Annotated in this window: 12 protein-coding genes and 1 tRNA gene; 6 read left to right on the top strand and 7 right to left on the bottom strand. The window is 60.1% G+C overall.

Annotation, left to right across the window (positions count from 1 at the left end; translation table 11 throughout):
• Positions 1-164 precede the first annotated feature (164 nt).
• The 5 genes from def to HED64_RS14780 all read right to left on the bottom strand — a co-directional run bounded on the left by def (position 165) and on the right by HED64_RS14780 (position 2535).
• Complete coding sequence (gene def, locus HED64_RS14800; protein ID WP_168152765.1) at positions 165-737, bottom strand: peptide deformylase; 573 nt, start codon at positions 735-737, stop codon at positions 165-167.
• Positions 738-865: 128 nt separating this feature from the next.
• The gene (locus HED64_RS14795) at positions 866-1246 is read right to left on the bottom strand and encodes a hypothetical protein (protein ID WP_168152764.1); all 381 of its coding nucleotides are present in this window, start codon (positions 1244-1246) and stop codon (positions 866-868) included.
• Between the two features lie 109 nt (positions 1247-1355).
• A tRNA-His gene (locus tag HED64_RS14790) sits at positions 1356-1431 on the bottom strand.
• A gap of 140 nt (positions 1432-1571) precedes the next feature.
• Complete coding sequence (orn, locus tag HED64_RS14785; RefSeq protein WP_168152763.1) at positions 1572-2189, bottom strand: oligoribonuclease; 618 nt, start codon at positions 2187-2189, stop codon at positions 1572-1574.
• 139 nt (positions 2190-2328) lie between these two features.
• Positions 2329-2535 carry a hypothetical protein gene (locus HED64_RS14780; protein ID WP_168152762.1) on the bottom strand — a complete coding sequence of 69 codons (207 nt, stop codon included), beginning with the start codon at positions 2533-2535 and terminating at the stop codon, positions 2329-2331.
• Positions 2536-2841: 306 nt separating this feature from the next.
• Between HED64_RS14780 and mptB (HED64_RS14775) the strand changes: the two genes are divergently transcribed.
• The 3 genes from mptB (HED64_RS14775) to HED64_RS14765 all read left to right on the top strand — a co-directional run bounded on the left by mptB (HED64_RS14775) (position 2842) and on the right by HED64_RS14765 (position 7528).
• The gene (gene mptB, locus HED64_RS14775) at positions 2842-4413 is read left to right on the top strand and encodes a polyprenol phosphomannose-dependent alpha 1,6 mannosyltransferase MptB (protein ID WP_168152761.1); all 1572 of its coding nucleotides are present in this window, start codon (positions 2842-2844) and stop codon (positions 4411-4413) included.
• Positions 4410-6089 (top strand): polyprenol phosphomannose-dependent alpha 1,6 mannosyltransferase MptB, encoded by a 1680-nt coding sequence (mptB, locus tag HED64_RS14770; protein ID WP_168152760.1) that lies wholly within the window; start codon positions 4410-4412, stop codon positions 6087-6089. Before mptB (HED64_RS14775) ends, mptB (HED64_RS14770) begins: the two co-directional genes overlap by 4 nt.
• A gap of 119 nt (positions 6090-6208) precedes the next feature.
• Positions 6209-7528, top strand: coding sequence for a glycosyltransferase family 87 protein (locus HED64_RS14765; RefSeq protein WP_168152759.1), 1320 nt, complete (start codon positions 6209-6211; stop codon positions 7526-7528).
• A 338-nt stretch (positions 7529-7866) separates the two neighbouring features.
• Here HED64_RS14765 and HED64_RS14760 read toward each other — a convergent pair whose 3' ends face one another.
• Together HED64_RS14760 and HED64_RS14755 are read right to left on the bottom strand one after the other, a co-directional pair.
• Positions 7867-9333: a DUF2079 domain-containing protein gene (locus tag HED64_RS14760; RefSeq protein ID WP_168152758.1), complete on the bottom strand. Its 1467-nt coding sequence runs from the start codon at positions 9331-9333 to the stop codon at positions 7867-7869.
• Positions 9334-9403: 70 nt separating this feature from the next.
• Complete coding sequence (locus tag HED64_RS14755; protein WP_132357790.1) at positions 9404-10048, bottom strand: uracil-DNA glycosylase family protein; 645 nt, start codon at positions 10046-10048, stop codon at positions 9404-9406.
• 444 nt (positions 10049-10492) lie between these two features.
• Here HED64_RS14755 and HED64_RS14750 point away from each other — a divergent pair, with 444 nt between their 5' ends.
• From HED64_RS14750 to HED64_RS14740, 3 genes are all read left to right on the top strand, one after another.
• Positions 10493-11305: a DUF2637 domain-containing protein gene (locus HED64_RS14750; protein ID WP_168152757.1), complete on the top strand. Its 813-nt coding sequence runs from the start codon at positions 10493-10495 to the stop codon at positions 11303-11305.
• 353 nt (positions 11306-11658) lie between these two features.
• Positions 11659-12936 (top strand): GTP pyrophosphokinase, encoded by a 1278-nt coding sequence (locus HED64_RS14745; protein ID WP_168152756.1) that lies wholly within the window; start codon positions 11659-11661, stop codon positions 12934-12936.
• Between the two features lie 125 nt (positions 12937-13061).
• Positions 13062-14663, top strand: a complete 1602-nt coding sequence (locus tag HED64_RS14740) for an ABC-F family ATP-binding cassette domain-containing protein (RefSeq protein ID WP_132357786.1) — start codon at positions 13062-13064, stop codon at positions 14661-14663.
• The last annotated feature ends 90 nt before the right edge of the window (positions 14664-14753 follow it).

The raw sequence follows: 14753 nt of genomic DNA, 5'->3' as shown, positions 1-14753 counted from the left end.
TCGGCGTGACCCGTTTGCGGGTTTAATGCGAAAAGCGGGTATTGCCTTCTCGAAGGCAATACCCGCTTTTCGCATTTCTTGAGGTCAGGACGAGAGCTTCCCTTGATACTTATGGACTCAGTTGCCCACCTAAGGACCTCTTGGGGCTGCTGACCTGGGGGAGGCTAGTGCCCGAATGGGTCCTCGTCGGTTCCCGGCATCCATGTCAGGTTGGGGACACCCCAGCCCAGAGACTTCTTCGCTTTCTTCCAGCGACGAGCCCACTTCTCATTGAGCTTGTCAACGTAGAGGTAACCGTCTAGATGGTCATATTCGTGCTGCATGATGCGCGCGAACCACCCGGTGGCCTCAAAATTGACCTCATTTCCATCGCCGTCGAATCCTTCGACACGTGCGAATTCGGCTCGTTTGAGTGGGAAATTAAGTGCCGGAGCGGAAAGGCAACCTTCAATCTCCTCATCCGGGTCCGGAGTTCCCTGCGAGACTTTCGAAAGCGTCAGCCGCGGGTTAACCAGCACGCCGCGATGCGGAGCCCCGTCCTCATTTTCAAACTCGTAAGTAAAGATCCGAAGGCCGATGCCGATCTGCGGTGCTGCCAGGCCTACGCCATTGGCCGCATCCATGGTGTCGAACATGTCGGCGATGATTTCACGCAGCTCATCGTCGAATGCTGTGACTTCCTTTGCCCGAACGTGCAGCACGGGCTCGCCGTAGATGGTGACAGGACGAATGCTCAAGACTTCTCCTAGGACTTTCTGTTGCCAATAAATAAGTTGTGATGGTGACGCTAGTGGTGGATCTGCAAGCGTGTGACTGTCGGTGCGCTAGGGATCGTTGGGTAGCGCGTTGCTGCGGGGTTTATTCATCATCTCGCGGATACCAGCATTGAGGGGGAGTGCTCTCGCTGCCAGTATTGCTGAACCGGCAGGTGCTCAAACGCGCCGTTCTGGCCTCCGCGCAACTGGCGATACTCAGCTCTGCTCGACAAGTTCTTTTCAACCGCCCAGGCAAGCTTCTGGCGGCCGGTAACTGCTTCGCGGACCTCGGCGTTGACCGCGGTGCCGTCGACGCCGTTGAGAGCGGTACAGGGCGACCCTCCGGCGATTCCGGCGGGTACGCGCAGCGGATGAGGAATAACATACTTGGATTCCTGGGCCAGGAAGCTCGGGGCAACGCCGTGGTTTTTGAATTCCGTGACCATTTCGCGGAAATGATCGGGGTCTTCATGAATGAGCCCGTGTTTCATCTGTCCCCTCAAATCATCTGCTGCTGCGCCGAGCTAGGGCACGTCGTGAAAAGTACAAACTGGTATGGAATGAGAAAAGCCGCTCCGGACTAATCCGGAGCGGCTTCTTTGGGGTGAGTAACGGGGATTGAACCCGCGACCTTCTGGACCACAACCAGATGCTCTGCCAACTGAGCTATACCCACCAAGTTCGCCCTAAGGCTAGTCGCTCAACCGTTCCGAATTACTTCCGAACTGCTGGGCAACGAGAACTATCTTACACACAAGTGGAGGTGGAGTGCCAACTCGGATTGCCTGTTTCGGGCTGTGTTCTGCACCACAGTGATTAATTGGTCGGTTTTTCGGCAACGATCCTAGTCGCGGCGGCCTTTGCCGTGGCCTTATCGGGACCGGGGGCCGGGACCATCACGGTGGCTCGGTAGTATTTCAGTTCATCGATGGAGTCCTGGATATCGCCGAGTGCCCGGTGGTTACCGGTCTTGGGCGGAGCTTGGAAGAATGCGCGCGGGTACCAGCGGCGGGCCAACTCCTTGATCGTGGAGACATCCAGGATCCGGTAGTGCAGGTGCTCGATGACCTCTGGCATATCGCGGGCCAAGAAGTTCTTATCGGTACCCACGGAATTGCCGGCCAGCAGCGCCTTGTTGGGCTCGGGAGCATAGGCGCGGATGTAGTCCATGACAATCTTCTGGGCAGCGCCCATTTCCAGACCGGCATCGAGCTCGGTGATCAGTCCGCTGGTGATGTGCATGTTGCGAACAAAATCATTCATTTGCTCCATGGCTTCGGCCGATGGCTTGATCACCACTTCTACGCCGTCACCCAGGACGTTTAGTTCGGAGTCCGTTACCAGGACCGCCACTTCGATCAACGCGTCGTTTTCCAGGCTCAGGCCTGTCATCTCGCAGTCAATCCACACAATTTTTTCAGCTGAAATAGACACAAGCCCCAATTTACCCGATTCCGCAGTGGCCGCGGCTTCCGTCCACGTTCCCGTGGGCAGAAGCCGCGGCCGGGGAGACCTGCCGCGGGACCGACTTCCCGTATGAGGACCGATGATCCGCCGCCGGGGAGGGCGAGTTCTAGGAACGCGAAGAACCCCGTGAACTGCTCAAAAGCCAAAGCAACAGGAATACGACTAAACAGGTGCCAACCAAGGCGATCGCTGCAACGGTACTAAGACCCAATTGCGGGGAGGCGACACCCAGTAGCAGTGAGATGAAGATGCCCCAGCCGAGCAGTGCGTGATTGCGCACCGGGTTCTCAACGTTTTTTGTCCGCCTGCCCACGGCTGTCCCCTTGATCTTTTGCTGCTGAGTATTCGAGTTATCACCACCTTATGTACTTTCCGTCCGGTCGGAAGAAGGCCACGCCACGATGATGGGTCCGGGTTGCTGGTTTGGTGTGATGTGAGCTCTGGCGCAACGTGCCGTTGCCTCCCGGGCATTGGTATGTCACGGTGCTAGGGTGGAATTTGATTTTTACGCGCAGGATCGCGCCCGTGTTGGGGCACCTGCCAGCGGGTAGCAGGGGGACAGGTGCCCCCTGAAAATCCATAACCATAGTGGGAACGATGAGTCAGGAGTGGGCACCCCATGAACCACGTGCATTCCTCCGTTCCCACCGCTAAATCCAAGGCCACCGGGCGCGGACCGCACCTTTCACCATTGATCCAGGGCACCATCGGCTCGATCATGGTCATGTTGGGGTCCTACGCTGTCGGTTGGTTGGCCAGTGTTTCGCCCATGAACCGCAACCCATTACTGATTGCTATCCGTACTGACTACGTCGGCGTTGTGGTCGGCACCGTGGTGCTGACGGTGGGCTGCTGGATCTTGTTCAGAGCATGGCTACGACTCGGCCAGCAACTGGCCGGGTGGCCAGAGGGCTCCCTGGTGGTTGTGAAGCGCGCCATCTGGTCGTGGAGCATCCCGATGCTGTTTGCCTTGCCCATCTTTTCCCGCGACGTTTTTGCCTACATTGGCCAAGGACGCTTGGTGGCTGCCGGACAAGACCCCTATGTGGCAGGCATCTCCACGCTGAACAACTGGTTTCAACTCGGTGCGGACATCACCTGGGCGGAAGACGAGACCCCCTACGGGCCGCTCTACCTGATAGTTGAGTTCGCGGTAAATCGCATGGTTGGAACCAGTCCCGATTTATCCGTACTGCTCTTCCGCCTCGTGGCCTTTGCCGGGGTCTTGTTGTGCATGATTTATGTGCCGAAGATTGCGTCGCTGCACAAGGTTTCCGGCGCCAAGGCCACATGGATTTCTGTGGCCAACCCGCTGTTCCTGATCAGCTTTGTGGCCAGCGCACACAATGACTCCCTCATGGTGGGCCTCGCCTTGGCGGGAACCTACTACGCGGCCACACGCCGCGGAGTCTTGGGTGTGGTGCTGATTGCCGCATCCATTGGCGTCAAGCCGATCACTCTGGTGCTGTTGCCATTCATCGGCCTGCTCTGGGCGGGCCCAGATGCTGGCTGGTGGCGCAAGATTCGCTACTGGGTGTACACCGCAACACTTGTCGCCGTCATCATGGCGGTCATCGGCTGGGCCAACGGTTACGGTTTTGGCTGGCTCAAGGTCATGCTGGGAACCGGAACCGGAACTGTCATCTTCGCCCCCGTGGGGGCGCTGAACGCCGTGCTGCACGGTGCTCTGACCACCATCGGGATCGGCACCGACTGGCTGTTACCGGCAGTGAAGCTGGTGGCACGGTTGGCCTCGGTGGGCTTGGTACTGCTGCTGATCTTCAAGGGCAAGCAGTCGCACATCGTCCAACGCATGGCCCTTGCCTTTTCCGCGCTGGTGATCCTCTCGCCGATCATCCAGCCTTGGTACATCCTCTGGCTGCTGCCCTTCTTCGCCATCACCGGAATCCGGGATGACTGGCAGCTATTGTGGGTCTACTTCACCACCGCGTTCTTCATCGCCTTCGGAGCCGCGGACCAAATCTTTATTTGGCAGTTCCTCTCGGACCTAGACCCGTGGGTTAAGCAGCTCTCCACGGCCATTTCGTGGGTCTCGATGGCCTACCTAGCGTTCTTGGATCCGCGTACGCGCAGCCTTTTTGTGGCCACCTTGCCCGCGCGCCTGCGCCGCCGAACGGCGGAAGCAGAGCCCACCACGGGGAAGAACGATCCGCAGGTGCCCAGCACGTGAGCCCTGCGATGGAACACCCCGCTTCTTCCGTGTCACCGACGGGGAAAATGATCAGGGCCGAGGGCACAGCCTCTGGTGGGCAACCGGCCAAAACTGAGCCACGGTCTACGCGCTGGGGCATCGCCGGAGCCACTCGTATCTTAGAGAAGCTCCGCACCCGGGCAGCCACGACGCCGCTGTTACGCCACTTCACCGGCGGAGGCGAAGACTCTCCGAACATCGCCATCGGGCAGGGCCTGGTGGCCTCGCTGATGGTCATGTTTGGCTCCTGGGGCGTGGGGTGGATCCCGAGCTCCCAAGAGTCGCTGCTCTCACGTGCCAAGCCGCTGCTGCCGCTACGCGTGGAGGCAGCCGGCGTGATCACCTGCACGCTACTGTTGGCGCTGGGCTCCATGTTGCTCTTCCGTGCCTGGTTGAGGCTTCGCCAACGCTCGGAGTCGCAGGGGCCCGGAGCGGTGAAGGTGATCGTGCGGGCCATCTGGATCTGGTCGATCCCACTGTTCTTTTCCTTTCCGATCCTCTCCAAGGACGTTTACTCCTATCTGGGACAGGGCCGGCTAATGCACGCGGGGCTCTCGCCCTATAGCGACTGGGTCTCCCAGCTACCGGGCTGGTTTGCGCAGGGTTCGGACTCTCTCTGGGCCGAATCATCCTCACCCTACGGCCCGCTGTTTTTGATGTACGCCCGCTTCACCTATTTCATCTCCGGTGCCGTGCCCGAATACGGCGTGCTGATGATGCGCCTGATAGCGGTGGGTGGCGTGGCACTGTGCGCCTACACCGTGGTGGCACTGGCCAAGATCAGTGGACGCGGCGCCGCTTGGCCGCTGTGGATCTCGGTGGCCAATCCACTGTTTTTGCTGAACATGGTCAGTGGGGTGCACAACGATGGTTTGATGATCGGCGGTGTGCTTCTGGGCTTCCTGCTGGTGGCCCGCAAACGCTACCTGCTCGGGGTTCTTGCCGTAAGCGCAGCCATCGCCATCAAACCGATTGTGGTGCTGGTCTTGCCATTTTTGGGTATCGCGATGGTGGGGCGTCATGCCACCCTGGGTCGCAAGATGCTGGCCTGGTCCTTCGCCGGATCCGTCACCCTGGCCGTAATGGCGCTGCTGGGCTGGGCCTCCGGACTGTGGTTCGGCTGGATAGCCGCGATGGCCAGTGCCGGATCCGCGGCCTTCCCTTACGCCCCGGTGGGACTGCTGGGAATGCTGGCCGGTTGGATCGGATCACTCTTCGGAGGGGACCTGACAGTTATTTCCGGTGCAGTATTCACGGCATTCCGCGCGGTGTCCCTGGGTCTGGTGTTCTGGTTGGCGCTGCGTCGTCCGACCGGTCCACCGCTGCTCTATTCCGGTTATGCGCTGCTGGCCGCGGTTGTTCTGGCTCCGATCATCCAGCCTTGGTACCTCTTGTGGCTGATTCCCTTCTTCGCGCTGTCCCGCCGCTACCCGATCGCGTGGGAGCGGGCCCTGTACATCCTGTGCCTGCTGCTGGTGCTGGCCGGTGTGGTGGATCAGCTCTCCATTGGTCAGTGGTTCTCGCTACTCTGGGTGCGAATTTTTGCCGCAGTCATCGGATTGGCTTACATGGGATACCTCGTGTTCATCGATCCGAAAACCGCCAGCACCTTTGGTACCGAACGCAGCGCGGGGCAAGCTCCCGGTGTGCGCTAGAGATATGACGTGCACCAAGTCAGAATCCAGCCCCGGATTCTTTGATCGTCACGACCACCTAAAATCTTCGTCAACAACACCCACGCACCACGTAAAAGAAATGAGGCAGCCGGATCGTCATGCAACCGGTTAAGAACCTGTTTAACGCCCGCGAGGCCACGCGCCCGGTCATCATCGGGCTGCTGGTGCTCACCGTCATTGGTGCCTCTATTGCCGTGCTGACCAAGCAGTGGTGCCGGGTCAACGGCTGGCCGGATGCCGAACAGCACCTGCACCTGTGCTACTCGGACTTCACCCAGCTCTTTGGAACCCGCGGGATGGCCGATAAGCTCTTCCCGTACTTCACCGGGCTCCCGGCCGAACAAGCACTGGAATACCCGGTATTGCTGGCCATCACCGCCGGACTCACGGCGATGCTGGTACCCGGCATCGGCTTCTCGCCCGAACGCCAGCTGGCTTACTTTGATATCAACTCCGCCGTGTCCTTCATCTGCTGGGCAGCCGTGGTGATCGCCGTGGCCTACGCCGCGCGGCACCGCAGCCGTGATGCGATCATGGTGGCGTTGGCACCGGGTATCATCCTCACCAGCCAACTGAACTGGGACCTCTTAGCGGTCATGCTGGCGATGTGCGGGCTCTTGGCGTTCTCAGGCAAACACATCGTGCTGGCCGGGGTGCTGCTGGGCTTGGGCGCCGCCGCGAAACTGTATCCGTTTTTCCTCTTCGGTGCGATCTTGGTGCTCTGCCTACGCACCGGACGCATGCGGCACTTCTGGGTATCGCTGGCCTCCGGCGCCGTGGCCTGGCTGGCCATCAACGTGCCCTTCATGCTGACCGCCTTTGATGAGTGGAGCCGTTTCTACACCTTCTCCGGGGATCGGCCGGCGGGCAACTCCTCGATGTGGTTGGCGTTTGTCTGGACCGGCATGAGCGGCTCGACGATGTCCCTGCTCTCCAACGGGCTCTTTGGCCTCGCCTGCTTGGGCATTGCCTATCTGGGACTCAGCGCCAAGCGCCGCCCGCGGATGGCGCAGCTGGCGTTCTTGATTGTGGTGGCGTTCCTGCTCTTCGGCAAGGTTTATTCACCACAATTTGTGATGTGGCTGATCCCGCTCTACGTACTGGCTCGCCCCAAATGGCGTGAGTTTTTGGTATGGCAGGGCATCGAGGTCTTCCACTGGGTCTTTGTCTGGTTGTGGAGCGCCAAGTGGGTCAGCGGGCTGAAGTACTTCGGTGACAGCTGGGCCATTGAGATTCTTTATGGCCTGGGGATCGTTGCGCACATGGGCATGCTCATCTACATCTGTGCGAAGATCATCAAGGACATTCGCCACCCGGAGATCGATGAGGTGCGAGCAGAGGGCGTTGATGACCCGCTGGCCGGGCCGCTGGAGAATCTTCCCGATGCCTTTGTGCTGCGGAGCAAGACCACGTCCTAAGTTTTAGCCGGGGCCATCCCCGATCCATCACAACAAAGCGCGCCGATGTCTACCCAGGTAAACATCGGCGCGCTTTGTTGTATCCGCAGTGTCGTCACGGGGCTGCTTTGACCGGGCTGCCTTAACGGGGTCGGCTTGCCGGCGGTCACAAGTCGACGGTCACATAGTGGCCACGTACCCCGCGAGCGGTTCGCGGCGCGTTGCGGTTCTCCGGGGTGTGCCGGAGCGAGAAGGTGGTGCGCCCAGGCCCGAGGGGGTGAGAGCTGAGACGTCGCCAGGACAAAGAAGCACGTGGGTCCGCTGATTCAGCCCAGCATTATGAGGCTGGCGAGAAAAGGTTAGCGCTGCAGGTAGTTGCTGCAGGTGGGATCGGTGGGGATATCACGGTGCAGTACCAGAATGCCCTCGTCGATGGGGGCCACCTCGGTGAATCCCAGTGCGTGGGCCCTATCGAGTGCCTGCGGGGGATTCAGCGGATCCCAACCACCGAGTTCTTGTTCGTTGAAGTCGATGATCATCCAGCTGGAGAGATCGGTACCGATATCCCCATGCAGGCCCACGTAGGTGCGAGTGGTCAGGTGCGGCACCAGGGTGTCGGCCGCCTCCACGCACACACCATCGGGAATCATCGCCACGGCGCGATTCTTGGCTGCCACCAAAGGGCCCGGGGTCCAATTGGCGCCGGTGAGCGTGCGACCCAGCGGGAACACCGAGTGGAAGAACAACGTGGCAATCAATGCGAAGGCGAGCAGGTAGGCGGGGCCAACTACCCGGATCTTTCGCCAGCCGAAGCGCTCCATGAGCTTTCCGAGCACGTGAACGGCGGAGAGGATCAAGATCGGGGCCATGATGGCGTCGTATTGGTACACCGGTGCCCAGGTGTTCAACCGGTCGTTAAACAGCCGGCTGAGTAACAGTGGGGCACCGAGGATGACGTAGGGGGAGGCCAGCGGCAACAAGGCCAGGGGCAGGAAGCTGAGCAACCACAGTGCCACCTTGAGCTGATGGTCGAAGAGGATGGCGATCGACTGGAACGGGTGCGTGATCAGGAAGATGATCGCCGCCCCGGCACTCGCGCCCAATGCGGTGTATTGCCAGTAGCTAAAGACGCCGGCGGGGGAGAAGATCGGGATGAGGTAACTGGTGACCACCACGTAGCCGCCCAGACCCAGGACAAACAGCAGAGCGGCCTTGAGCCACTGGCGGTGGAAGAGCAAGACGATACCCACCGCGACAATGGTGATGCCCATGTCCTCGCGGATCAGCAGCAGCGAGGCGCTGAGCCCGATGACCGACCAATAACGCCCGCGGTCAAAGGCCCAGATGATCCAGGCCATGATCGGCACACCGAAACCGACCTCGTGGAATTCCCAGTTCACGATGGCCTGGAATGGCCACCAGAGCAGCATCGCGCTGGCGGTCAGCAATGCCCCGAGGTGCCCAAAGCGAGTGCGCGTAAAGAGGTAGACCGGGATGGCGGAGGAAACCAGCAGCAGCGCCAAAACGATGCCCAGCATGCGTGGGTCGTTCCAGATCCAATAGAACGGCGCCAATAAGACCAAGATGGGGTGGAAATGGTCCCCCAGGAGGTTAAAGTCAACACCCTTGATGGGGACGATCGGCGCCTTGAACATCGCGTATTGGCGGGCTGCCTGATCAAAGATGCCCAGGTCGTAACCGCGTGATTCGTAGTTGGAAAAACGCAGGAAGGAGTGGGCAACGTACAACACCCCCGCGAGGACCATGGCCGCTCCCAGTTGGAGTTTCTGGGTGCGGCTTACGGTGGCGGGGGTGTTATGGGGCATGAGATTGAGTTTATCCGCAGCGTCGGTGCTCAGTGGTAACTGGCTCCCGTGCCCTGGTGTGAGAATTCTACTACTTGGCCGCGGCGAGGCCGGTGCGGGCCATGGCGTCGGCGTAGGCGGCGTAGATTTCTTCGAGGTGAGCCTGCTGGCGCTCCGGTGAGCCGGCAAAGGCGCGTCCGTCTAGGGACTTGACCTTGTAGGTTTTGAAACCACGACGCCACAGCAGCGGGTTCTGGGTCTTAACCAATTGTTCGGAGAGGCGGTGAGCCTCGGTGCCATGGGCGATCAATACAGATGCGCGCGGCACGACCTTGAGCATGCGCAACAGTGGCTTGAGGCCGGAGGTGATCTGTGGCGGGGTGAACTTGCCGTTGACCTCACCGGGGGTGTGCCACGGGTGAACGTTCCACGGCAGGATGAATTCGGGGCGAAGGCCCAGCTGCCACTGCATGCCCAGCATGCGGGTAGCTGCCTCATCGGAGCCGGCATCGATGAAACCGTTTTCGTTGGCAACACCAATGTTGGAGTACAACGAGATGATGCGTACTTCTTCGACGTTGTGCACTGGATCGACGTAGGACACCGAGGTCGCGGGACGAAGCGCGCGGGTCTCATCTAGGAGACGGTTAACTGGTTCGATCTGCGTCTCGTAGCGGCGATCCATGAGGGATTCCGATACAAGCTCTTCTACGTGGTCCGGGGCAATTGCTGTCATAAGGGTGAGCATCTCCTGCTGGTGGTACGGAGACACGGCTGTTCGCCGGGCGCGTGGCATGAAGGGCTACGCACGGGATGACCGTGTCAATGCTGCTAGAGCGAGGGTTTTGGGAGTGGGATCATAGGTGCTTCCGGTGGCTGGCGTGCCCCCAATGATTAACGCAAGGTTGATCCACCGTTAACAATAGCCGCTCTGAGGGCTTTTGGGCAGGCGCTGGGGCTTCCGGCTCGTGGTGATCATTGGCACAGATTCGCCGGTTTTCGCCCCATTCGATGGTCTTACCGCCTGGTGACGGAGAAATAAGCGCAGCAATACGCGCGGTGCTGCGCACAGTAGAATTAGTTCCGGTGTGCCTGAGGGAACTGCGTCCCGCTGGGGCGTGGAAGGCAGACCGGTCGGAAATAAACGTTTAACCCAACCATGATTGAGGCCTCCAGCCAGATGAACGATAAGATCCCGAACGAGCCACACAAGGCCGTCTTGCGCACCGCGGTCGCTGCCACCGTCTTGATCGCCGTGGGCGCCTTCGTCCTTTCTTTTGCCGCTTTGACAGATCTTGCCCAACGCTCGGGCATCGATGCGAACCTCGCCTGGATCTGGCCGGTCATTGTCGATGGCATGATCGTCGCCTCGACGGTGGCCATCGTGGCGCTGAACGGCCACAGCCGTCGCGCCATGATCTACCCGTGGTCCTTGCTCTTCTTCGGCGCCATCGTCTCCACCGCCGCAAACTCGGTGCACGCGATCCTCACCGTTGGCACCATGGACACTGGCATTCCGCCCGTTGTCTCGGCACTCGTGGCGGCCATGCCGCCGGTGGTTCTGCTGGCCATCACCCACCTCACGGTGCACATGTACCAAAAGAAGTCGGAAGCCGCCGAACTCCGTGCGGCAGCCGAGTTTGACGAGCAGGCCGCGGAAAATGAAAAGTACGGCATTGCCTACGACGATGGTTTCCAGGCCGCGATGAACGATGCTCAAGCGGCCGAAGCCGATCGGCTTGAAGCAGCCAAGACGGAACTGATCGAGGCCACCTCGAGGGCTCGAGCCGAGGGTCGTGCAGATGCCAGCAAATCCAGCGTCGGCGTGAAAAACTCCGTTCCAGCTTCCGCTTACGCCGAGAACACGAATCTTTCGGGCAACTCCGGTAGCCGGAACATCCCGCAGGGTAAGGCTCCGGCCAAGAACCAGGCCGCCAATGGCGCCTCCCCGCTTTACGATGAAATCGCTCAGACGCAGGGCTCAAAGAACTAACAACTTTCCGTCGCCCAGACGATTCTCGGCACGGACCGCTGTGCATCTATAGCCGCATCAACAACCCCGTATCACCGTGTGCCGAGGGATAATTTTCCCGCAGTGCGTGTGTGATGCGGGTTTTTTGGTTTCGTCGGCGAGCCGCTTCATGCCGTTGTCCGACGATCAGGTCACCTCGTGCCGGAACTGCTGATTAGCGCTGCGATGATCCCCACAATTTTCAGCGCAATACTATCGATGTGTACACGACCGGCCATGAGTGGATAACGCGGCGCCGAGCAACGTGACGGGTGCAGTTGATAGGCTGATGTCAGAGCAAAAAACCATTAGCATTTTGTTGGTAGGAGGCATGTGTGGGCACCCCTTGGGAGACCCTTGATGAATCATTGCGCGAACAGGTCAGTCACAGCGTGGAACTTTACGCGACTGCCCGTCCCATGCTTGAACACGTTGCCGAGGCCATGCGCACGCGGATCGAATCGCTCTTTGATGAGACGGATACGACCCCATTGTTCATCGTTACTAGGGTGAAGACGGTGGAGTCCTTCCGCGACAAGGCCGCACGAATGTTGGTGCCGACGGCCGGGGAAACTCCCTCCCTCGAATTTCCCAGCCCACTACGCGAGGTTCATGACCTCGTCGGCGTGCGTGTGATCGTTAAGCTCCCGCATGAAATTCGTGAGGCAGCGAACCTCATCAAACGTCGACGTTCGGACTTCGATTGCCGCTCTGACCGCGAAAAAGACATTGGTTCCGTTGAATCGGGTACCTATGGTTATTCCTCGCGCCACCTGATCCTGAAGACACGTGGTGAGGAGGTGGTGCGCGATTTCCAGGCCAAACTCGGTGGCGAGGTGCGCATTACCGGCAACTTCGTCTTCGAAGTGCAGATCCGGACGATTTTGTCGCACGCATGGAGCGAAATTGAGCACGACATTCGTTTTAAGAACGCCGAACCGCGGGCCTGGAGCCCGCACATCGATCGGCAATTCACTGCCACCGCCGCCATGCTCGAGGCCGTGGAGGATCAGTTCTCCGAGCTCCATGAGCGCTTCCAGACCGTGACAGGATTCTGGGATGCGGATGGCGAAGGTGCTGTGCCGCTTAGTGCCCAACGCATTCAGTTGATCTGGCAGACCCTGTTGCCACATGTGGACCGTAAATCGGACGACGACTGGGGATGGGCGGCGGAACTCTTGGCCGCTCACGGCCTCTCCGGTACGCGTGAATTTGCCCAGCTGCTCCAGCCCAGTGTCATTACCTCGGTGCGTGCCGCGTTGGACCACCGCTATTCTCCGGGCCCGGACCGATTGCTGGATGATGTTTTGCTCTGGCACTTTGGTACCTCGCACATCAAGGCCACCAGCGGAGGGGATGAGCATCGTGCCGATTCACTGCGCCGCCGTCTGGCGCAGATGGATGTGTATCGAGCCAAAATGTCCGGCACCATCGGAGCCAGCGTCGCGCCAAGCGCCCCGCTCACCGGCCAGGTTCCGGTCACCAACGCCGGTGCCAGGAAGGAACCCAAGCTGGAAGCCAAAACCGGAGCGGGGGCGGGAACTGCCGCCAAGAATGAGCCCGCTGGCCAGTCCGAAGCTCAACAGCCAAAGGGCGTCTCAGGGAAGCCCTGATGCATTCAAAATCGCACCTCAGAGTGAGATTGAACGCATCATAATGCCAAACATGGTTAACCCCGCGTAGACTGGGTAGGTTGCCCAGCAGGGCGGCCGCAATACATTTTACCGAAAGGGTCACCGTGATTTCCGTTGCCGATTTGGAGCTGCGCGCTGGCGCACGCCTTCTCATGGAGGGCGTCTCGTTCCGCATCGACAAGGGAGATAAGATCGGCCTCGTCGGGCGAAACGGTGCCGGCAAGACGACGATGACGCGCGTACTGGCTGGCGAATCTTTGCCTGCCGGTGGCTCCGTCACCACCACCGGATCAATCGGCTACTTGCCGCAGGATCCGCGCACTCCCAACATGGAGCAGCTGGCTCGCGACCGTATCCTTTCGGCTCGTGGCCTTGATGAGATCGTCACGAAGCTCAAGCAGTGCCAGGACGACATGGCGTCGGAGGATCCCGCTGTAGCCGCCAAGGCCATGCGCCAATACGATCGCATCGAAGCGGAATTCATCGCCGGTGGCGGTTACGCCGCCGAGTCCGAGGCCGCTGCCATCTCCAACAACCTGGCTTTGCCCGAGCGCCTGCTCAACCAGCCGCTGTCAACCCTTTCCGGTGGTCAGCGTCGTCGTGTTGAATTGGCACGAATCCTCTACGCGGATGCTCAGACGTTGTTGCTTGATGAGCCGACTAACCACCTCGACCACGACTCCATCGTCTGGCTGCGCAGCTTCCTAGCGAACCACCAGGGTGGCTTGCTGGTGATTTCGCACGATACCTCGCTGCTGGAAGCCACGGTTAACAAGGTCATCCACCTCGACGCCAACCGTGCCACCATGGACGTGTACAACCTGGGTTGGAAGCGTTACCTGGCTCAGCGCGAAACCGATGAGCGTGCGCGTAAGCGTGAGCGTGCCAATACCGAGAAGAAGGCCACCACCTTGCTGGCTCAGGCCAACAAGATGAAGGCTCGTGCCTCGGGTGCCTCGGCCGCCCAGTCGATGCTTAAGCGCGTGGACCGTCTGATGGGCGGTTTGGACGATGTCCGTGTCGCCGATCGTGTGGCAGCTCTGCGTTTCCCGGATCCGGCTCCGTGTGGCAAAACCCCACTGATGGCCCAGGGACTGAGCAAGTCTTACGGCTCGTTGGAGATCTTCACCGATGTTTCTCTCGCCATTGACCGCGGTTCCAAGGTTGTGATTCTGGGCCTGAACGGTGCGGGTAAGACCACGTTGCTGCGCATGCTTGCCGGCGCGGGCGATCCTGACACCGGTGAACTGATCCCGGGCCACGGCCTGAAGATTGGTTACTTCGCTCAGGAGCACGACACCCTGGACGTGGACCGTACGGTGCTGGAGAACATGCGTTCTGCCGCGCCAAGCCACATGGGTGATGCAGAGGTCCGCGGCATCTTGGGTTCATTCATGTTCTCCGGTGACGATGTCTCCAAGCCGGCCGGAGTACTCTCCGGTGGCGAGAAGACTCGTTTGGCCTTGGCCACCATCGTTGCCTCCAGTGCGAACGTGCTGTTGCTCGATGAGCCCACTAACAACTTGGACCCGGCATCGCGTGCCGAGATCCTCTCCGCGCTCTCGAACTTCTCCGGCGCCGTTGTCATGGTCTCGCACGATGAGGGAGCAGTTTCTGCCCTGAACCCGGACCGTGTGGTGCTGTTGCCCGATGGCGACGAGGACCTCTGGAACGATGCCTACCTGGAACTCGTGTCTCTGGCCTAGTTCGAATTCGGCCCGCCTTCCCGCTCCCTGCCCATGGCAAGTAGCGGGAAGGCGGGCTTTTTCGTGCGTTGAGCAGGGTTCGGATCCTGG

The sequence above is a fragment of the Paeniglutamicibacter terrestris genome (assembly GCF_012271785.1).
In the GTDB taxonomy this organism is placed as follows: domain Bacteria; phylum Actinomycetota; class Actinomycetes; order Actinomycetales; family Micrococcaceae; genus Paeniglutamicibacter; species Paeniglutamicibacter terrestris.
The sequence above is the reverse complement of the archived record's forward strand: the minus strand, read 5'-3'. Positions and strand labels throughout refer to the sequence as shown.